25 protein-coding genes are annotated in these 18,972 nt (G+C 43.8%); 6 read left to right on the top strand and 19 right to left on the bottom strand.

Annotation, left to right across the window (positions count from 1 at the left end; genetic code table 11):
- Window positions 1-26: 26 nt before the first annotated feature.
- The 4 genes from ACFQPF_RS10245 to ACFQPF_RS10230 all read right to left on the bottom strand — a co-directional run bounded on the left by ACFQPF_RS10245 (window position 27) and on the right by ACFQPF_RS10230 (window position 2,482).
- Window positions 27-611, bottom strand: a complete 585-nt coding sequence (locus tag ACFQPF_RS10245) for an RsfA family transcriptional regulator (RefSeq protein WP_379749272.1) — start codon at window positions 609-611, stop codon at window positions 27-29.
- Between the two features lie 104 nt (window positions 612-715).
- A complete protein-coding gene (locus tag ACFQPF_RS10240; RefSeq protein ID WP_379749270.1) occupies window positions 716-1,474 on the bottom strand; it encodes an enoyl-CoA hydratase/isomerase family protein in 759 nt (252 codons plus the stop codon).
- Window positions 1,475-1,736: 262 nt separating this feature from the next.
- A complete protein-coding gene (rpmF, locus tag ACFQPF_RS10235) occupies window positions 1,737-1,910 on the bottom strand; it encodes a 50S ribosomal protein L32 (RefSeq protein ID WP_094250921.1) in 174 nt (57 codons plus the stop codon).
- 50 nt (window positions 1,911-1,960) lie between these two features.
- The gene (locus ACFQPF_RS10230) at window positions 1,961-2,482 is read right to left on the bottom strand and encodes a YceD family protein (protein WP_379749268.1); all 522 of its coding nucleotides are present in this window, start codon (window positions 2,480-2,482) and stop codon (window positions 1,961-1,963) included.
- 144 nt (window positions 2,483-2,626) lie between these two features.
- Here ACFQPF_RS10230 and ACFQPF_RS10225 point away from each other — a divergent pair, with 144 nt between their 5' ends.
- Window positions 2,627-3,820 carry a nucleotidyltransferase gene (locus tag ACFQPF_RS10225; protein ID WP_379749266.1) on the top strand — a complete coding sequence of 398 codons (1,194 nt, stop codon included), beginning with the start codon at window positions 2,627-2,629 and terminating at the stop codon, window positions 3,818-3,820.
- Window positions 3,821-3,883: 63 nt separating this feature from the next.
- Here ACFQPF_RS10225 and ACFQPF_RS10220 read toward each other — a convergent pair whose 3' ends face one another.
- Window positions 3,884-4,942: a SepM family pheromone-processing serine protease gene (locus ACFQPF_RS10220; protein ID WP_379749264.1), complete on the bottom strand. Its 1,059-nt coding sequence runs from the start codon at window positions 4,940-4,942 to the stop codon at window positions 3,884-3,886.
- Window positions 4,939-5,727, bottom strand: a complete 789-nt coding sequence (locus tag ACFQPF_RS10215) for a patatin-like phospholipase family protein (protein WP_379749262.1) — start codon at window positions 5,725-5,727, stop codon at window positions 4,939-4,941. Before ACFQPF_RS10215 ends, ACFQPF_RS10220 begins: the two co-directional genes overlap by 4 nt.
- A gap of 108 nt (window positions 5,728-5,835) precedes the next feature.
- Between ACFQPF_RS10215 and ylbJ the strand changes: the two genes are divergently transcribed.
- On the top strand, window positions 5,836-7,056 hold the full coding sequence (ylbJ, locus tag ACFQPF_RS10210) for a sporulation integral membrane protein YlbJ (protein ID WP_379749260.1): 1,221 nt from the start codon (window positions 5,836-5,838) through the stop codon (window positions 7,054-7,056).
- Here ylbJ and coaD read toward each other — a convergent pair.
- Entirely contained in the window at window positions 7,053-7,541 is a 489-nt protein-coding gene (gene coaD / locus ACFQPF_RS10205; RefSeq protein ID WP_379749258.1) for a pantetheine-phosphate adenylyltransferase, read from the bottom strand. The genes ylbJ and coaD overlap by 4 nt on opposite strands.
- A gap of 23 nt (window positions 7,542-7,564) precedes the next feature.
- Entirely contained in the window at window positions 7,565-8,119 is a 555-nt protein-coding gene (gene rsmD, locus ACFQPF_RS10200) for a 16S rRNA (guanine(966)-N(2))-methyltransferase RsmD (RefSeq protein WP_379749256.1), read from the bottom strand.
- 344 nt (window positions 8,120-8,463) lie between these two features.
- Here rsmD and ACFQPF_RS10195 point away from each other — a divergent pair, with 344 nt between their 5' ends.
- Window positions 8,464-8,841, top strand: coding sequence for a DUF7147 family protein (locus tag ACFQPF_RS10195; RefSeq protein WP_379749254.1), 378 nt, complete (start codon window positions 8,464-8,466; stop codon window positions 8,839-8,841).
- A gap of 452 nt (window positions 8,842-9,293) precedes the next feature.
- Here the strand turns inward: ACFQPF_RS10195 and ACFQPF_RS10190 are convergent, their stop codons facing one another.
- Window positions 9,294-9,569, bottom strand: a complete 276-nt coding sequence (locus tag ACFQPF_RS10190; protein ID WP_379749252.1) for a YlbG family protein — start codon at window positions 9,567-9,569, stop codon at window positions 9,294-9,296.
- 93 nt (window positions 9,570-9,662) lie between these two features.
- Here ACFQPF_RS10190 and ACFQPF_RS10185 point away from each other — a divergent pair, with 93 nt between their 5' ends.
- Window positions 9,663-9,995 carry a hypothetical protein gene (locus tag ACFQPF_RS10185; protein WP_379749250.1) on the top strand — a complete coding sequence of 111 codons (333 nt, stop codon included), beginning with the start codon at window positions 9,663-9,665 and terminating at the stop codon, window positions 9,993-9,995.
- Here ACFQPF_RS10185 and ACFQPF_RS10180 read toward each other — a convergent pair.
- The 3 genes from ACFQPF_RS10180 to ylbD all read right to left on the bottom strand — a co-directional run bounded on the left by ACFQPF_RS10180 (window position 9,992) and on the right by ylbD (window position 11,278).
- The gene (locus tag ACFQPF_RS10180; RefSeq protein ID WP_379749248.1) at window positions 9,992-10,432 is read right to left on the bottom strand and encodes a YlbF/YmcA family competence regulator; all 441 of its coding nucleotides are present in this window, start codon (window positions 10,430-10,432) and stop codon (window positions 9,992-9,994) included. The two genes, ACFQPF_RS10185 and ACFQPF_RS10180, sit on opposite strands and share 4 nt — an antisense overlap.
- A gap of 133 nt (window positions 10,433-10,565) precedes the next feature.
- The gene (locus tag ACFQPF_RS10175; RefSeq protein WP_379749246.1) at window positions 10,566-10,826 is read right to left on the bottom strand and encodes a YlbE-like family protein; all 261 of its coding nucleotides are present in this window, start codon (window positions 10,824-10,826) and stop codon (window positions 10,566-10,568) included.
- 11 nt (window positions 10,827-10,837) lie between these two features.
- Window positions 10,838-11,278, bottom strand: a complete 441-nt coding sequence (ylbD, locus tag ACFQPF_RS10170) for a spore coat protein YlbD (RefSeq protein WP_379749244.1) — start codon at window positions 11,276-11,278, stop codon at window positions 10,838-10,840.
- 146 nt (window positions 11,279-11,424) lie between these two features.
- Here ylbD and ACFQPF_RS10165 point away from each other — a divergent pair, with 146 nt between their 5' ends.
- On the top strand, window positions 11,425-11,937 hold the full coding sequence (locus ACFQPF_RS10165) for a PaaI family thioesterase (protein WP_379749242.1): 513 nt from the start codon (window positions 11,425-11,427) through the stop codon (window positions 11,935-11,937).
- Between the two features lie 37 nt (window positions 11,938-11,974).
- Here the strand turns inward: ACFQPF_RS10165 and ACFQPF_RS10160 are convergent, their stop codons facing one another.
- Together ACFQPF_RS10160 and ACFQPF_RS10155 are read right to left on the bottom strand one after the other, a co-directional pair.
- The gene (locus ACFQPF_RS10160) at window positions 11,975-13,000 is read right to left on the bottom strand and encodes a CAP domain-containing protein (protein WP_379749240.1); all 1,026 of its coding nucleotides are present in this window, start codon (window positions 12,998-13,000) and stop codon (window positions 11,975-11,977) included.
- Between the two features lie 292 nt (window positions 13,001-13,292).
- The gene (locus ACFQPF_RS10155) at window positions 13,293-13,721 is read right to left on the bottom strand and encodes a CBS domain-containing protein (protein WP_379749237.1); all 429 of its coding nucleotides are present in this window, start codon (window positions 13,719-13,721) and stop codon (window positions 13,293-13,295) included.
- Between the two features lie 148 nt (window positions 13,722-13,869).
- Between ACFQPF_RS10155 and ACFQPF_RS10150 the strand changes: the two genes are divergently transcribed.
- On the top strand, window positions 13,870-14,220 hold the full coding sequence (locus ACFQPF_RS10150) for a YugN family protein (protein WP_379749235.1): 351 nt from the start codon (window positions 13,870-13,872) through the stop codon (window positions 14,218-14,220).
- A gap of 116 nt (window positions 14,221-14,336) precedes the next feature.
- Here the strand turns inward: ACFQPF_RS10150 and ACFQPF_RS10145 are convergent, their stop codons facing one another.
- The 5 genes from ACFQPF_RS10145 to ctaD all read right to left on the bottom strand — a co-directional run bounded on the left by ACFQPF_RS10145 (window position 14,337) and on the right by ctaD (window position 18,970).
- A complete protein-coding gene (locus ACFQPF_RS10145; protein ID WP_379749233.1) occupies window positions 14,337-15,059 on the bottom strand; it encodes a nucleotidyltransferase domain-containing protein in 723 nt (240 codons plus the stop codon).
- Window positions 15,060-15,150: 91 nt separating this feature from the next.
- The gene (locus tag ACFQPF_RS10140) at window positions 15,151-15,999 is read right to left on the bottom strand and encodes a cytochrome c oxidase assembly protein (RefSeq protein WP_379749231.1); all 849 of its coding nucleotides are present in this window, start codon (window positions 15,997-15,999) and stop codon (window positions 15,151-15,153) included.
- A gap of 158 nt (window positions 16,000-16,157) precedes the next feature.
- Window positions 16,158-16,502 carry a cytochrome C oxidase subunit IV family protein gene (locus ACFQPF_RS10135; protein ID WP_379749228.1) on the bottom strand — a complete coding sequence of 115 codons (345 nt, stop codon included), beginning with the start codon at window positions 16,500-16,502 and terminating at the stop codon, window positions 16,158-16,160.
- Between the two features lie 3 nt (window positions 16,503-16,505).
- Window positions 16,506-17,126, bottom strand: coding sequence for a cytochrome (ubi)quinol oxidase subunit III (locus tag ACFQPF_RS10130; RefSeq protein ID WP_379749225.1), 621 nt, complete (start codon window positions 17,124-17,126; stop codon window positions 16,506-16,508).
- Complete coding sequence (gene ctaD, locus ACFQPF_RS10125; protein WP_379749684.1) at window positions 17,126-18,970, bottom strand: cytochrome c oxidase subunit I; 1,845 nt, start codon at window positions 18,968-18,970, stop codon at window positions 17,126-17,128. Before ctaD ends, ACFQPF_RS10130 begins: the two co-directional genes overlap by 1 nt.
- Window positions 18,971-18,972: the final 2 nt, after the last annotated feature.

The raw sequence follows: 18,972 nt of genomic DNA, 5'->3' as shown, positions 1-18,972 counted from the left end.
GCAGGATGGCAATTGCCATCCTGCTCTTATTTTGGCTGACTCGCCTCAAGCTCTTGCGGCCTCGCGCGCTGTCTTGCTCTGTCCATGATTCCGATCAGCGCTTTATAATCTTCACAGACGATGGTGTATTCTTTATTTAATCGTTCAAGGCTCTCTTTTAATTCAACATGGCGGCTTTCAAGCTCAAGGAGCTGCTTTCTGAGAGAACGGTTTTCTTCCTCTAAAGGTTCTCCGCTTTTATTCTTCTCTTTTAAATCTCGAAGAAATAAGATGACTTTATCAATAAATGCACTATCATTTTCTTCATATACATCTTCACCGCCGCCATGCTGGACATCTCGGTCAAGCACTTGCCATTTCTCTTTTCTTGCCGCTTTTCCTCTGTTTCTTTCTTTTCTCTGCTGCTTCGCAAGCAAGATGGCCGATTCATGCTGTTTCCTTATTAGTGAGTTCCACCTGAATCCACAGGCAGCAGGCGTTCTTGTCAGCTTTTCCCCGACTTCCTCGAATGCCGAAAGCTGTGTGCTGCTTTCTCGAATATGCCTGAGCGTCACCTCTGCAAGCAGAAGATCTTCATCCTGAGTCCACGCATCCTGGCGCATAATCGTCAATCTTATCCCTCCTAATTTCAGTCATATACTATACGTATGCGTTTACTAGAAGAGATAGACGTTCCTATTATCTGCTTTTTCAAAGGAAACTCTTACTATTTTGGCTATTTGCCCAAAAAGCGCCGAACTCGCTCATGATGCTCGTCAGATTCCCATAAATAGCTGCACCTCTTTATTTCCTCAGCCACCCTTCCTTCTAGGGTTCCCCGGTCCACTCTATCGAGAAAAAGCTGTTTATACGACTGAATTACCCCTAGCGGCTGAGCTGTGTAGCGCTTTAAATAAGCTGCCGCAGCACCTTTCAAATCATTATCTTTAAACACATATTGCAGGAACTTTTTTTCATACGCTTGCTTGGCAGTAAACAACGAAGCACTGCAAAGCATGTCCAGCGCTTCAGAAGCAGGCATTCTTTCAAGCAAGTAGCTTCCTCCCCCCCAGCCCGTGGAAATGCCGAGAGATCCTTGAATAAAGCCTACCTTTACCCCTCCCGCACTAAGCCTTATATCACAAGCACTAGCCATCTCGCATCCGCCGCCAACAGCTGCTCCATTCAGCAGCGCTGCTGAAAGTTTCGGAAAATAAAAGAGAGCCTTGAGCACAGACCCCATCTCTGAGAGCATCACATGAGCTTCAGCGGCACTGTTCAATGAGTGAAAGGCTGAAAGGTCGCCTCCTGAGCAAAATGCTTTTGCACCTGAACCTGTTACGACTAAAATTTTGACATTGGCTGCCTCTGCCGCCTGTTTGATATACTGCTTCATCAATGCCATGACCTCAAAGTTTACAGCATTTCTAATTTGAGGGCGGTTAATAGTAAGCCATGCGATTTCGTCTTTTACTTCGTATAATACAGAAGGCATACTGCCCCTCCTTTTATTAAGACTCTTTTCGTAAAGATTGTTGCTTTTGAGAAACTTATTACTGCTGGACTACATCTGTGTAAATTACTCCATTTTGTATTCCACACATTATCTAAAGGACTGCTTGCACCTGTAACGGAGATCAACCACTTCTTAGACTATTTGAAGCAACAATGTTTGCGAAAACAACCTTTATTAAAGCGCTTTCTTATTTATGTATATGAAAAAACAGGAAGCGATACGCTTCCTGCTTACGTTGCAATTACTTGCTTACTACTTCTTTTCCTTTGTAGCTGCCACACTCACGGCAAACACGGTGAGATAGTTTGTATTCACCACAGTTTGAACATTTTACCATTCCTGGCATAGAAAGCTTGTAGTGTGTACGGCGCTTAGCTTGGCGAGTTTGGGAAGTTCTGCGAAAAGGTACTGCCATTTGTTCCACCTCCTTAAAAGACTGGAGAAAAACGGGGGTTCCCGGATTCCTTATTTGTTTTCATTTTGATCAAAAAATTTAGCAAGTCCAGCTAATCTCGGATCAACGCGGTTGTTTCGGTCTTCCTCAGTAATGCGCTGCCAGCCTTTGCCTGTTGTAGGCGCCGGACCTTCATCCACTCCGACAGCAGTAATCTTCAGCGGTTTTTCCAGCAAAATGTGCTCTTCTATAATCGGGATAAGATCCACATAATGTCCGTCAACCTTATGAAGGTTATCTTCATCGCCTACAGCCGGATAGTCCGGATTAAGCATAAAGATTTCTGTCGTTTTTACTGAGAAAGGGAATTCCACATCGGCGAGGGTATTCGCACAAGGCAATACCATCTTACCTTCTATAGTCATATAGAACGTAGCTTTCTGCTGGTTCACATCCGCATGGCCTTTTACATGTACAGGTGAAATGCTTCTGATTTCGGGATCTTTTTCAAGAACACCTGAAGCATCAGCCTGTTCTTCAAAGTTCAGCGGCTTGCGATAGAAATTTTTCAATTCCTGTAGTGACCATTTCATTAAAAATCACCTCAAGGCAACAGTAGTAATTATATCGGTCCAAATATAAAATGTCAATATGATATCTTTACACCGCACTTTTGATTTTACGCTTTTTTCGAGTAAAATAAAAGGGATAAATTCTATTTTCTGAAAGGAAATCAAATGAATGCTTGCGGAGTAGTGGTTGAACACAATCCTTTTCATAACGGACATTATTATCATTTACAAGAAGCGAGAAAACAAACCGGCGCTGACTGCATCATTGCCTGTATGAGCGGCAACTTTCTTCAGCGTGGAGAACCGGCCATCCTATCCAAATGGATCAGGACAGAAATGGCCCTTCTAGGAGGCGCGGATCTCGTTATAGAGCTACCTTATCCATTTGCCACATCACACGCAGAAAGGTTTGCTTTTGGCAGCATTTCGCTGCTAGAGGCGGCAGGAGCAGAAACCTTTTGTTTCGGAAGCGAATCTGGAAAGCTGGATGACTTTCTTTCAACAATGAAGGAGTTCGAGCGCAGCCATAATCAGCTTGATTCGAAAATTTCATCCTACATGAATAAAGGCTTCTCTTATCCGAAATCAAACGCCATGGCATTGACAGAGACCATGGTAAATAGCAGCCTGGATATGAGTGCACCCAATAATATACTGGGATTTGAATACGTAAAGGCGGCCAGGCTGCACGGATTGGCCATCAAGCCACACACGATAAAGAGGATAAACGCCAATTACCATGATACGGACCTTGGTGCCGGAAATATCGCAAGTGCCACCGCCATCCGAAAAGCTCTTTTCACGGCCAAAGACACTATTCGTGCTTACATTCCAGAAACAACGGCTTCTTTAATGGATAGATCAGCTGTGGAATGGCACAGCATGAGCTGGGAGCGGCTTTACCCCTATTTCAAATATAAAGTGCTCACTGCAACGAAGGAAAAACTCTGCTCCTTTTATCAAGTGGAAGAAGGCCTTGAGAATCGAATCATGAATTGTGTAAAAAAAGCCGAAACGTTTGAAGAATATATGACCCTCCTAAAAACGAAGCGTTATACATGGACTAGACTTCAGCGCGCTTCCCTGCACATTTTCGCTGATGCTGGCAAAGAACAGATGAAAAGCCTATTACGTTCACCACCCCCTTATTTAAGGGTGCTTGGGATGAGTGAGACCGGAAGAAAATACATCTCTCATCATAAAAAACTTTCACCGCTACCCATCATCACCACATTATCGAAATATAGCCATAAAATGCTCGACTTAGAGGTCCGGACTTCTTCTGCCTATTATCATATCGCGCAGAAAAATCGTTCCTCTTCCTTTAATGAATACGCACAGCATCCTGTATTTACGTAAAAAGCTCAAACGCTTTTCTGCTGGCATAAGAAAAGCACACGGACCGAAGTCTGTGTGCTTTTTTCACTTCTTCTCTTTCAAACCCTCTAAATATTTTAATGCATCATCGAGTTTTTTCACCGGCACGATTTTCATCTTTGTGTCAATGCTCTTGCCCGCCTTTACTGCATCTTTGTAATTATTTGCAGCGACTGGGGCAAAGAAAATCTCGGCGCCCGATTCATCCGCCGCAACAATTTTTTGGCTGATTCCGCCGATCGGTCCAACTTCTTCATTTAGATTCATGGTACCGGTACCCGCGATTTTGCGGCCTTTTGCCAGGTCCTTATCTTGAAGCTGATTCATAATCTCAAGCGTAAACATTAACCCCGCTGATGGTCCGCCTATTTCTGAAGCGTTGATGTTTAGCGGCGGATCCGTTTTAATGCTAATATCCGTTACAGGGTAAGTGATTCCAAGCCCTGCTTTAGATTTCCCGCTGCTCTCGAGTTCTTTAGGAAAGGGCGCCAAGGGGAGGGTGACCGATTGTTGCTTTCCTCCCCTTTTATAAACCACTTTGACTTTGTCTCCTTCTTTCTTTGATGCCACATAATCGAGGAGCTGCATGGTTTCATTCACTTTTTGGCTGTCCATCTTAACGATAATATCTCCGGGTTTTAGAACCCCTTCAGCTGGCATGCCTTCAATGATTCCGGTAACATAGACACCATGATAAGAGATGTCCACCTTTTCTCCTGACTTCTTGAACGCGACGACAGTAGCTGCGTGCTGCGAGTCTTCCATCATTTGAAGCTGACGCTGATTGTATTCTTCATCGCTCTCATCTTTCTGGCGCACTTCTTCAGCCGGAATAATTTCCTTAAAATCTGAGGCTTTTGCCCATATGTATTGTGGGATGTTCGCTTTTCCGATCCGGACTGTCGTCAGCATAAAGACTCCTTTATCATCATCTCCGCCCTCTACTTTGATGATGGGATCGAGCACCTTTGCGTCTCCTGGAGACGTAATGTAATAGGGAAGTGGATAAAGGGCGATGACAGCCGCTCCAAGCAATACGAGTATTAATTTTCTAGCAGAAGAGAAAAATGGGGCCCGGCTTTTTTTCGATTCGTTCTCTGTCATGAATGAGACTCCTTCCATTTCTGTATCTTTTCCTTGATATGCGGGATTTGTTTACGGCCGGCTTCTTCTCCGATCGCGATGATTTCATTCACATCTTTAAAAGCTGTAGAACTGTATTGCTCAACCATCGGCCGGATCATCACATCGGCTGAGATTTCGTGCCATCGCACCATTTCACGCTGCATGATATCGATGCTTTGAATAATCACATCAAATATAGAGGAAATAGACGGCTCTGCCTTAAAATGCGAGATATCAACGGCAAGGACGATATCTGCTCCCATCTCCCGTACAACACTGACTGGCACTCTCTCGATCACTCCGCCGTCAACAAGCAGCCTGCCGCCAATTTTTTCAGGCACAAGTATGCCTGGGATAGAAATACTAGCTCTTACAGCTTCCGAAATCGGCCCTTCGCTGAATACTACTTTATTTCCTTGTATCAAATCTGTTGCCACAATGGATAAAGGAATCTGTGTATCTTCGATGTTCTTGTTATGTGTGAGCAGCCGGATTAACTCTTTTATTTTCTTCCCAGATATAAAGCCCATTTTTGGCACCGTATAATCCATATAATACTTTCGCTTGAAAAGATTGGCCATTTTTTTCATGCTTTCATCTGGCTGACCGATAGCAACGAGCGCGCCGACGAGTGCGCCCATGCTGCTGCCTGAAATCAGATCGATTGGAATGCCGGCTTCCCGTAAAGCGGAAATCACACCTACGTGCGCAAAGCCGCGCGCTCCACCAGAACCGAGCGCGAGCCCGACTTTTGGCTCTTTCATTCCAATCCCTCCTTTTAGTTTATCCTTTTTTAACATATGGTCTAAACTTTCTGCCTATACGTATTATTATAGAAGTCAGGACAAGTATCTCTTAAGGGGAGTGGCAAGATGCGGGGCAGCGTTATCAAAACACTCGGGTTAGGTATCGGCGGAAGCGTGCTTGCCGCTTCGGTTATGATCTATCCCAAAACGGCCTTTCAAGCCTCCTTGAACGGGCTGAATTTATGGTGGGATGTTGTGTTCCCATCACTTCTTCCTTTTTTTATCATGTCCGAGCTCCTTATCGGGTTTGGAGTCGTCCATTTTATCGGTGTTTTATTCGAGCCGCTTATGCGACCGCTTTTTAAAGTTCCTGGAGCTGGCGGTTTTGTCTGGGCGATGGGATTGTCTTCAGGCTTTCCTGCAGGCGCGAAATTAACAGCGAGACTTTGGCAGCAACAGCAGCTGACAACGACAGAAGCTGAAAGACTCGTCAGTTTCACGAACTGTTCAAATCCCCTCTTTATCTTTGGAGCCATTGCGGTCGGATTCTTTCAAAATCCCGCTGTAGGCATTGTTCTTGCCGTCTGTCATTATGGAGGAAACATTCTTGTCGGTTTTTCGATGCGTTTTTATAAAGGGACAGAAAAGGCTTCCTCTGAAACGAAGCAGGGCAGAAAAAGCGGATTGTTCACCGCATTTCAAAAAATGCATGAATCGAGGCTCAATGACGGCAGGCCGATCGGAAAGCTGCTTGGAGATGCGGTACAGAGCTCTGTTCAGACTCTTCTCATGATTGGTGGATTTCTTATCTTGTTCTCTGTACTAAGCAGCATACTTGAACGCCTGCATGTAACAAGAGGCATCTCTTATGCCTTGGATCAGATGCTGAACCTGCTCTCCATACCAAATGAAATTTCATTTCCATTGATGACGGGTATATTTGAAATTACCCTCGGAAGCAAGCTTTCAAGCATGGCAGATGTTTCGCTGCTCGTTCAATGCACAGCGGTAAGCTTTATATTAGCATTTAGCGGCTTATCGGTCCAAGCACAGGTGGCAAGCATCTTATCGGAAACCGACATAAGATTCAAGCCTTTCCTTACAGCAAGATTTCTGCATGCTGTCTATGCCAGCATCCTCTGTGTGTTCCTTTTCCCCTACTTGTATTCACCAAACAGCTCGGCAGCAAAAGAAACGATGGGCTCTGCTGGAATAGAGGGACTTCCATTGAGCGGGTTATGGGACTCTTTTCTCGCAGCCAGCTCTTATATCACTCTATTCACTTTATTAAGCTATATCTTTATCATGCACATAAGGTACAGTGACGAAACAAGCCGCCGTTTCTAACGGCGGCTTGAAAATTTTTGTTTTAGGGCTTCTTCTACTGCTACTGGAACAAGATCACTGACCGAAGCATGGTACTTCGCCGCTTCTTTCACGATGCTCGAGCTTAAGAAAGAATATTGGTTGCTCGTCATCATAAAGAAGGTTTCAACCTGGTCGTCTAATTTTTTATTAATGGAAGCAATTTTCATTTCATATTCAAAATCAGAAACAGCCCGCAAACCCCTTAACACGACGTTTGCACCAATTCTTTGTACATAATCAATGAGCAGGCCGTTAAATGAATCGACTTTTACATTGGGTATGTCCTTCGTCACTTCTTTTAATAGAGCGATCCGCTCTTCTACCGTGAATAAAGGATTCTTACTTTGGTTGTTGGCCACGACAACGATTACTTCATCAAATACTTTCGCGCCGCGCTTGATGATATCTAAATGGCCAAGCGTTACTGGATCAAAGCTTCCTGGACAAACAGCTGTAGCTGGCATACCTTGTCACCTCATATTACAATTTATTTATATTTATAGAATGATACAGCTGTTGCCGTTCCGTATTTATCATACTTAAACCGGATCAACCGCTCTGTTTCCTCAGGCAGCGTTACTTGAGGATCATGTTCGGCAATAATTATGCCATCTTCTGCAAGCATGCTGTATTCATCCACCTTTAGAAGGTCTTTTTTAAGCATCTGTTTGGCATAAGGAGGATCCAGAAAAATAAGATCAAACACGGCCTCACGCTTGTAAAGCGCTTTCAAAGCCCTCTGTGCATCGTTTCGATAAACTTCCGACTGCGCACTATATCCGCAGCTTTCGAGGTTTAATTTAATCGTTTCAATTGCCTTTTGTTCTCTGTCCACAAAGACGGCCTTTTCTATTCCTCGGCTCAGCGCCTCTATTCCAAGTCCCCCGCTTCCGCCATAGAGGTCCAGTGCCAGCCCTCCGTTAAAATACGGGCCAATAATATTAAAGATAGATTCCTTAATTTTATCGGTTGTCGGCCTTGTCGTCGTGCCTGGCACTGCCTTTAACGGCCTGCCCTTGCAACTACCTGATATTACTCTCAAATTTCTCACCTATAGTCGTTTAGTCTTTTACCAATCCTTATCCTATCATATATCCCATTTAAAATGAAATCACTCTTCTTTTCCATTGATTCGTATAGATTTCCAATAAAAGGAGATACTACTGCATAACAGCATCCAAAGATGTTGTTGCCAACCGCGGAGAAGACTTACATCCCCATAAGTCTTCCTCCGGTTTCTCCTCTCCCATCGCCTTGGGTAGCATGCTATCTGTAAGGCAGCCTGCAGAAATTCTGCAGGCTTTTTTCATGCTCCGGCTTCATTCAGCTTTTGTCTTCCCTCTATGCTGGTGCTGTGCTAAATTGAAAAGGGAAAGGGGATATCACATGATACAGAAATTTATTGAACTCGGAGAAGGATATTCTGACTTGTATGAGCTCATTGAACTAGGAAGAACGAGCAAGCACAGAATCTCAACACTTCTTTGTCTGCACACCAAAAAAGAAGAGAGAGAATACGCATCGGTCATCATAACCCTTCACCCTGCGTCTGAAGGTAAATTCCTACCTCTGTACATATGCCGGGAGGGGATACCGGTCGGATCGAAGCGCTACAGCCTTTTCATGGATTTTGCTGCAGAAATAGAGCAGGACCCAATCGTTTTCGATGTGAAGCATTCTTCTGAGTTTGCTGAAAAAGAATTATATTTTCATTACTTAACTGGAATCCTTCGCCTTAACTACCTGCTCCCGCCGCTGCAATAATGAACGAATGCGGGAAGCCGGGCTGATCAAGTAAAGTTACCGATAATACAAAAAAGCTGTTTTCGTAAGCTATGTTGCTTTTAAAATTCTGAGAAGTGGTTGATCTCCGTTACAGGTGCACGCTTATCGCAGGACAAGGTACGCTAAGGCAGCAACACATCAAACGCAAGAAAAAGTGAAGTTTTTTTTCGAGGAGTCGGCACCTTGCACTGCGTTCAACCTTCTCACCGTAGCATTCAAAGTAGTTGTTCAAGATATAAAAGTGTGTAAAAGCCGTTGTTTGTTAGGATTTAAGCAATCCTGATACAGGGAGTTAGAGCAGAAAGTATAGTAGAAATCCATCAGATTTATTGCAAAATCAGACTGTCTAAACCAACAATCTCATCCAAATGAGCCTGCAAAAGAAAAGACCCTGCCGATTCACCAAATTCGGTAACGACAGGGTCACTCTTTTAAATTCCCATTTTATAATCATATTCTTTAGCTTTATCTGGCACTTTGTTTTCATACTCTGTTTTAAGTTCATGCTTGAAAGACTTTCTTACGTCCTTCACAAAATGCAGAGATTTCAACTTATCAGCGATTTCATCCGCTTTAAGGCCGTCACAATAAATGACTGCATACTTCATTTTTTTTGATACGTAATGGACGTTCCCAAAGCGCCTTAGCTGTTTCGAAAACTTTAAAGAGTGCAGGTAAACCGATAACCCGGCACGGTTGCCTATCATCCAAGTTCCCTCATTTCTATCGTATGGATTTTTAACGTGTTATCCAGCAAACCCCTTTTAGCCTTCCAACCAATTCGTAAAAGAGGCGTTAACATGGAACTAGACTTAGTATGGGAAAGATTCCTCGAGCAGCTCAATCACAGTGAAACGGGCTTGTCAGCTTATAAAAAAGAAGTGACGGGTATTCCTTTTTTGTATGTGTCTCTCCTTGCAAGCACTATCGGCCGCGAACAAGCGGAGCATACCATTAAAGTATGTGCGGCACAGTCAATAAAAGGAAAAAGACTTTCGCTGCTGATGGAATATGTAAGAGAAGATAGCCACCTTCTCGTGTACCGCTTTCGTTTTCTTGTACCGCAGGAAAAAATGTTCTGCTGCGGCAATCTTTGCCCTGACTGCATCAGGTTCAAGCATTCGCGCTATTAACCGCAGCCGCAGCTTCCGCCAGACCCGCAGCCGCCGCTGCAAGACTTGCTGTCTAAAAACGGATTTCCAGTAGGCACTTTTATGGACGGCGATACACTTTCCGCGATGATTTGGCTGCATTCGATCAGCAGCTTATCCAGTTCCTTCTCCGCTTTCTTAAAAGCAGAGATCGTGCTGTGAAAATCAAGATCACGCTTCATCTCCCTTACGCTTTTATTAACGGCTGCATAATCAGGATGATATTTGCCGAAGCGCTGGACTTCTTCGAACTGTTCTTTCATGTATTGAAATCGCTTGATCAGCGATTGTGCTTCTGAATCGGACTCTAGTTCATTTTTCCAGTACCGGTAAGCAGATGCCGCTTCTGACTGAGCAACCATGGAAGCCAATCCGCTTGTCTCTTCTAATATGGATAATTGAGATACGGTCTCTCTCATAACCGGTAACCTCCTTCTGCATTAACCTGTTTATTATTATAACGGATGTAGCTCATGGTGAAAAGCAGGGAGGTCCGATTAATCATTCTCATAATCCATAAAACAAGAAAGAAAAGTACTTAAGATACAGACTTCACGATCCCGGATTGTTGTTCTTGTCTCCACCGGCTTCTCCAAGCAGTTCCATTAACAGCCCGATGCTTTTGAGCTGCTGATGAAACCGGTCTACTCTTTGACCGAATGTTTTCCCGAAAAATACCTTTGCCTGCTCTTCAAGCTCCTGCATGGATCCAGGGTTTCGACTAAGGGTACGGTACCATTCAGGCCGTTCCCGAATAAAAAACTTCAAATCTGGCCTTGTATTCAAGTAATGTAGAATTTCTTGTCTCATCATCTCTCATCCCTTTAGTCTTTATAGGTTTGAAACGTCTGGAAACTGGCTGCTTTTTCACGCTCTGCGGCTGTCGGCACTTGAGGGTTGCTCTGAAAATGCTGAATAAGCTGCTGTATGCCTTCAACCGCACCGCCAAATTGAGAGATATACTGCTGTAGGTCACTGACATTTATCTTGCCAAGCATCGAGACGATCTCCCCTACTGTCAGTTCCTTTCTTTTCTTTTCTTGATCTGTCTTTTTCTCACTCTTCTGTTTAGCGCTAGATTTTGCTTGATCATTCTTTTTATTCTCTTCCTTCATGCCCCGCTGCCATATTTCATGGTCTTCTCCAAGTGTGGCCCAATCCTTATACACTTCTTTCCACGTTTTTTGATGATCTCTTACTTCTTTAATGATGGCAGGATGCTTTACAATAAATTTTTTGAACTCTTCCACCTTGCTTTTTCCCACTGTTCTCACCTCCGGCTGTCCCACAGGTAACATTCTTCTAATACATGATACATATCTGCCTATAAAAAGGTGCGCCCATTTTTATGATTTCTTCTGTTATCAGTTGCCGAGATAGAAGAAATAAAAGTAAACTAAGATGAAACTAGATGATTGGAGTAGTGGTCATGACGGATTTGAACAATAAACTGAGGTCTACTTTAAATGAATGGATCGAAAAAGCTACAGCTGCGGATAAAGAGCTTTTACTGCAGGTTATGAAAGGGACAGAAACAAAAAACAGTGAAAAAATGCATACATACATTTCTGCTGTCATGCAAATGAACAAGCTTGAAACAACAGACGGTTCGGTGAAAATTGAAATACCGAACACGCCATTCTTAAGCAATTCACTCGGCATCATGCATGGAGGCCTCACATCCACTCTTCTTGATTCCGCAATGGGCACCGCAGCCAATTTAAACCTTGAAAAAAACGAAGGAGCTGTCACGTTAGATCTAAACATACGTTTTCTGTCACCTGGGATCGGTGAGAGCTTTATTTGTGAAGCAAGCGTAAAAAAATCAGGCAGGCAGATTATTGTAACAGAAGGCACTGTCAAAAACGAAAAAGAGCAAGAAATCGCAATCGCCACAGGCACCTTTTTCAAAGTCAACAGATAGTGAAAGGCAGACGCTTCTAAAACGCGTCTGCCTTTATTTATGGTGTTACAAAGTTTTGCGTATAATGCTTTTTATAAACCCCTACACCGAGGTGTGTGTAATCTTTGTTCAGCATCGCCCTTCGGTGTCCCTCACTGTTCAGCCAGCCCTCGACGGCTGCAGCGCCATCTGTATAATTTGCCGCAATGTTTTCGCCAGCAGCACGATACTCGACGTTGCCCTTCATTAACCGGTCTGATAATTCACCCGTTGTCGGTGATGTATGGGAGAAGTACTCGTTTTCGGCCATATCTTTACTGTGAAGGTAGGCAACCTCGGATGCTCCTCGGTGCAGGATCAAAGCCCGGAGGCCATGCCGTTCTCTTATTACATTTGTCATATCAAGAACCTGCTTTTCATTTGCCTCTTCCACCAGCTGCTGCTCCTTGGGTGTCAATTTAGGCTGTTCAGGCGCTTTTCCTTGAAACACGACCGAGTAAGGCTGCTGGCTGATTAGGACACTCTTGGCTATATATCTCACACTTGAAAGTTTCTGTGTGTACTGATCCATATAAAGCTGAGCATATACATCCTCATTAATGGCGATCAGCGGCCTTATATTAAGATCCGTTTCAGAAAGTTCAAAACGGTATAGCCCATTCTGATCATCCACGTTTACCGAAGATTTAGGCGAGGCTTTCTTTAATACACTTTCCGATGACTCCCCGATCTTAAATGGTTCTACATTCACCCTGTCGCCTAGGGCATATACAGTGACAACCTTTCCGTCTTTCACACCCGCCTGAATGTAAGCTGTTCTATCTTTCGCATATACATACCATTCATAACCATAAGCAGATGATTCAACTCGGTCTGGCTTGCCCCACTTTTTCACCCATTCCTTCTCTGTACGGCCCAAATAGCTTACAGCCGATTCTCTTGGGATGACGAGCTTCTCCTGTTTTTGAATAGCGGGACTAACTTCCTTATCCTGCAGAGTGAACGGCTTATTAGGAGCATCTTTTAAATACAGCAAGTAAAATATCACAGCTGAAAGCATTAAAATGAGAAGTATCCGCACCATGCACCGCCTTTCCATTAGTCATTTCTATTAGCTGTTCTTTATAGACGCTAGAGAAGTGTGGGTATATTTTCATATATGAGGCATAGTCTGTTCGAATGACATCCATCAAGCGCAGCTTTAAACGTTCCCTAAATTTAATGTACTTGAGTGAAAGCTGGATGTCCATTTTACTGCATAAAGAATACTTCGCTGACGATAGGCTTGAATACAGCCTATGTCATTTTTCTTTTAAAACGCTATGCTTTCTTAAAATATGAAAAAACACTGCCGTTATTGGCAGTGCCCAGGACATTTAATGAATGTGGCCACGATTTTCAGAAATATCGGTCAGGGCGCGGCCAGCTGCCATATCTGACTGACGGTGAAGTGACAAGTCACCAATTGAAACGATTCCAACAAGCTTTCCAGACTCAACGACCGGCAGCCTCCGAATTTGTTCAGAGCTCATCAATGCTGCAGCCTCTTCAAGATCCATGTCCGGGCTTGCCGTTACCAGATCCTTAGTCATGACATCTGTCACTTTCGTAGAACCGGGCCGCTTCTCTGCTATACACCGGACAGCGAGGTCACGATCCGTGATGACACCCATCAATTCACCGTTTCTGCAAACCGGGATGGCACCTACGTTATCATTCTTCATTTTAACTGCGGCTTCATACACATTATCGTCTGGATGACAGACGTCTACGTTTCGGCTCATGATTTCATTTAGCTTTTTCATAATGTACCTGCTTTCATAATTTTTCTCTTCCCTATTCTTTGCCAATCACACTAGATTATCCATTCGATTTCATTTCCAACGATTGCATCTTTAGCGCTTTCATACTATCATTAAGAAGTGATTGATCGATACTGTAGGAGGTAAAGGCATGATTTTTGAAAATACTGGTTTGGAAGAAAAGGTTGTTCAATTCTCACTACTAGAACATACGATGGAACAGCATGGAATCATCCGTGCAGGACAGTGGGATTATGAAAGAATTACATACGATTATAAATTCGAAGATATGACAAACGGAGATGTCTATTACTTCCGCATCCCTTGCCACGTAGTCGAAGGCGAAACAGAAACACCGCATGCTAAAATAGAAATCGATAAGCCGTATTTGGGCAAGCATTATTATCCGCATGGAGTAGAGTACGATGAAGAGTTCCCAAAGCATATCATCGCACACTGCAACAAGCTGATCGATGCGCTGAAAGCTGAACTGCACGTTTAATCAACCGTTGGCATTGCTTTTTGACTGCGCCGAAGTTCTACTCTGTTAAAAAATTATGCTTTCTTAACGTGCTAAAAAGGACAAAAACTCCCGCAAACCGCGGGAGTTTTTGTCCTTTAGATTACCTGTTTTCCATGGCTGTTCGATGAAAACCCCTCAAACAGCCTGCCCCCATAAGGAGAAAGAACTTGGTCAGCAAACGTTATGACTGACTCTTTGTCTCGGTCTGTATAATATTGATCAAACACACTGCAGAACGAATCGGCAAATTTAGGATCGAATTCCCTTAGTGCTCTTACGATCCATTTTCCTTCTCCGATCCAGTGGCTGTTTACACGCAGCACAAATTCATGGATAAGATAAGCTAATTTCGAAACGATGAACAAGTCTTCCACACCGTTCTCAGATCCTGACAAGTCTTCTAGCAAATCGGTGATCGTATATCGCGCGATGTCAATTTCTGTTGCCTTCCAGGGCGCAGGACCTGCTTTTAAAAGCTGGAGCGCTTCATTTTTTATTTGTGAAGCATGGCCATTGTCTTTCAGAATAATACCTTCTGCACACATCTGCGGAAGTGAGGGTCTGGCACGATCAACATTTTCTAAGAAATAGCGCTGATACGAACTTTTGTTATGAACGAAGACCTCTATCGGCCAGCCATATTCAAAATAAGACTGTCTGTATGAATCCGCAGCACATTCATCAAAAATCACGAGATCCAGATCAGAGCTTTGTGTTTCCTCTCCTCTCACCACGCTCCCAGCAAGAAGGGCAATCTCACATTCAGGAAAAAAAGCATCAATAAATTTTCGGGCGGTTAACCTTGCGCTGTCTCTCATAGCTGTCTCTCCTTTTATTGTCATTTCATACCTTACTTCTCTTAATCAACGAAAAAAACCTGCCGCATTTGGCAAGTTTTTTTTCGCTTTATTATTTGATCGTGTGCTGCGGTGCAAGGGCACTTTGCTTGATGCTCTCTAGGTCTTCTTTGTCTTTGATCCTCTCTTTTTTAACCCAGCGGTAAAAGATTAAACCTAAAACAAAGGCATAAACTACTTCCTGAATAATCTTCATGATCACTCCGCCAACATGCTGATCTTCATGTGGAGGCATGTATGAAAATAACTGCGGCACCCCTTCGTATGCAGCATATAGCTGAGTGTCTGCAAACATGATAAGAGCACAGGCTGGGGTCATTAAAACGCCGTTTGCAAAGATATACCCCACTTTCTTAATATCAGACAGCTGATCATTTGTTTCCACAGGAGTCATGACTGGCCACCACATCGTAAAGGCCGTAATGAGCAAAATACTGTGATACACGTAATGAAGAACAGCAGCGTTGGACACGGTATCAAAAATAAGGGGCAAGTGATACAAAGAGAACAAAGCGTTAAACAAAATAATCGCGATCAGCGGCTTCGTAAGAAATGTGAATAGATGATGCCACACTGTCTTGCCTTGCAGCATCTGCTGCCAATAACGCTCCGGAATGCCATATAAAACGAGCGGCGGAATCATTAAATAGAGAATGGCCATCTGGACCATATGTACACTGAATAAATAATGATGACCGATGATGCTTAATGGGCTCCCTTTCACAACATACACCAATGCCAAGGCAGCCATCATGCTTACCTTTTGCAGAAGAGTGGCACCTGTTCCCGTTTTTCTAAAATACAGATACATAGCAGCCAGAACAAGCAGCAAAATTTCAGGTTGGTACAACTCGAAAAAACTATAATGTGATAAATCAGCTTTAGCATGATGATGATTCAACAGTGTTCAACTCCTTGACATAACAAGTTCTTCCTTAAGACTAACGTGTTTGTATACTGCTGTAAAGTGTCCATCGGATGAACGAATCGCAGAAAAACATACTAATGGGAAGATGACCAAAATAAAAAGAGCTGCACGCAGCATGCAGCTCTTAAGACTTAAGAAGTCCAGATCATTCCCATAAGTGAAGCAACCGTGATGGCTGCGATCAAGATGCCGCTCGCCATGCCCCAGATTGGAAATTCATGGCCTTTATGGCTCAAGTGCATCCAGATATAGAGCTGGAAAAACACCTGTACAACGGCTAAGACCAGGATAAACATGACAGCGAAAGAATCGCCGATTTTGTCACTAGAAATCGCATAAAACGCAACAAGAGTCAGAAGGATCATCATAACAAAGGAAACATTATGATGCTTGCGCTCTTCTTTCAATGCAAGTTTCTTCTGCAGCGCTTCATGGCGGTGAATGGTTTTATCAGACTTGCTGTGAAGATCTGCCATGGATTACCCCACCTTCCCCATCAAATAAACGACTGTAAAGATAAATACCCATACAACGTCAACAAAGTGCCAGTAAAGGGCAAACAAATAATACTTAGGCGCGTTTACGAGTGTTAAACCGCGGTTCCAGTTTCTTACTAGCAATGTCGTAAGCCATAAACATCCGAACAGTACGTGTCCGCCGTGGAAGCCGACAAGCGTATAGAACGCGGAACCGAATGCAGAGCTAGTGAACGTATGCCCTTCGTGGACATATTCCACGAACTCATAAATCTCAAGTCCAAGGAAAGCAAGACCGAGAATGAGTGTAACGATAAACCATCCCTGCATTGCTTTCACTCGATTTTGTTTCATCGCAAGCACAGAGTAAACACTCGTCAGCGAGCTCGTTAAAAGAAGCATTGTTGCGACGAATACCATCGGAAGCTTGAAAATTTCTTCGCCGGATGGTCCATCCATGTGCATGTTTCTAAGACCTAAATAGGTTCCAAAAAGGGTTGCGAACAGCACCGTCTCTCCGCCAAGAAAAAGCCAGAAGCCCAAAAACTTATTTTTGCCTTCAAGGGTAGCTTTCTCCGGATGATCAGGAAAATTCGCGTCCGTCAATCTTTCATCGGCATGCATTAAGCTCTACCCCCTTTAATATCTGCTTCAACTTCTTCTTTATGAACGTGGTAGCCGTGATCGTCAATAACAGAACGAAGGAACATCGTAATCAATACAATTCCCATTCCGCCGCCTGCTGCATACCAGTTGGCATAGATGAAGCCAAACCCCGCAATAAACATTCCCAGAGACATGATAAACGGCAAGATTGATCCGTTTGGCATATGAATGTCTCCAACTGGCTCAGCTGGTGTCATCTTGCCGTTTCCAGCTGTTTTCTCCACATAAAGTGCATCAAGACCGCGAACAAGGGGAGTCTGTGCAAAGTTATATTCTGGAGTTGGTACAGGCATCGCCCACTCAAGTGTACGTCCATCCCATGGATCAGCTGATGCAATATTTTTCTTTGATGCGGAAACAATAATGTTAATAAACAATACTACTGTACCTGCTCCCATCAACAATGCGCCGATTGTAGAAACAAAGTTTGATGAATCTAATTGCTGTCCGCTCATGTATGTAAATACGCGGCGCGGCATTCCCATTAATCCTAGCCAGTGCTGAGGGAAGAATGTCAGGTGGAAGCCGATAAAGAACAGCCAGAAATTCCATTTTCCTAACGTATCGTTCAACACACGGTTAAACATTCTCGGGTACCAGTAGTATAATCCGGCAAATAATCCGAGAACCAAACCGCCAACAATTACATAGTGGAAGTGAGCGACGACGAAATAGCTGTCATGATACTGATAGTCAGCTGCTGGAACAGAAAGCATAACCCCAGTTACCCCGCCCATTACGAATGTTGGAATAAATCCGACAGCGAAAAGCATCGGTGTCGTGAAGCTGATTTTTCCGCCCCACATTGTGAAAATCCAGTTAAAGATCTTAACACCCGTTGGTATCGCGATCGCCATTGTTGCAACAGCGAAGATCGAGTTGGCGACAGGGCCAAGTCCAACTGTAAACATGTGGTGAACCCAAACCATGAATCCTAAGAATCCAATCAGAACAGTCGCGAATACCATCGCACTGTAACCAAAAAGACGCTTCTTAGAGAATGTTGAAACGATTTCAGAAATGATTCCGAAAGCTGGAAGAATGAGAATATATACTTCAGGGTGACCGAAGATCCAGAAAATGTGCTCCCAGATTAGAACGTTTCCGCCCATATCCGCATTAAAGAAATGAGTTCCGAAAACTCGCTCGAACATCAGCAAGAAAAATCCTACTGTTAAAGCAGGGAAAGCGAAAAGAATAAGTCCAGATGTTACGAATGATGCCCATGTGAACAACGGCATACGCATAAACGTCATTCCTGGTGCTCTCATGTTAATGATCGTCACGAGGAAGTTAATTCCTCCTGCCAGTGTACCTGCACCAGCGATCTGAAGACCTAATACGTAAAAATCAACGCCGTGGCCTTCTGAGGATGTGGATAGCGGGGCATAAGCCGTCCATCCAGCATCTGGCGCTCCGCCAAGGAACCAGCTTAAGTTTAAAAGCACGCCCCCGAAGAAGAAAAGCCAGAATCCTACTGCGTTCACGTATGGAAACGCAACATCTCGCGCCCCGATTTGCAGCGGAACGATCGCATTCATAAACGCGAATATAATCGGCATCGCGGCAAGGAAGATCATCGTCGTTCCGTGCATCGTTAACAGCTGGTTGAACATTTCAGCAGAAACAAAATCATTTTCCGGTTTGATCAGCTGGATACGCATCAAAATTGCTTCTAATCCCCCGATAAGGAAGAAGAACCCGCCGGATAGCAAATATAAAATACCGATTTTCTTATGGTCGACTGTCGTGAGCCAGTCCATCAGCCCACTTTTCTTTGTGTGACTTGCGTGAGTAGACAGTG

Source organism: Fictibacillus iocasae (assembly GCF_042665465.1).
In the GTDB taxonomy this organism is placed as follows: domain Bacteria; phylum Bacillota; class Bacilli; order Bacillales; family Fictibacillaceae; genus Fictibacillus; species Fictibacillus iocasae.
The sequence above is the reverse complement of the archived record's forward strand: the minus strand, read 5'-3'. Positions and strand labels throughout refer to the sequence as shown.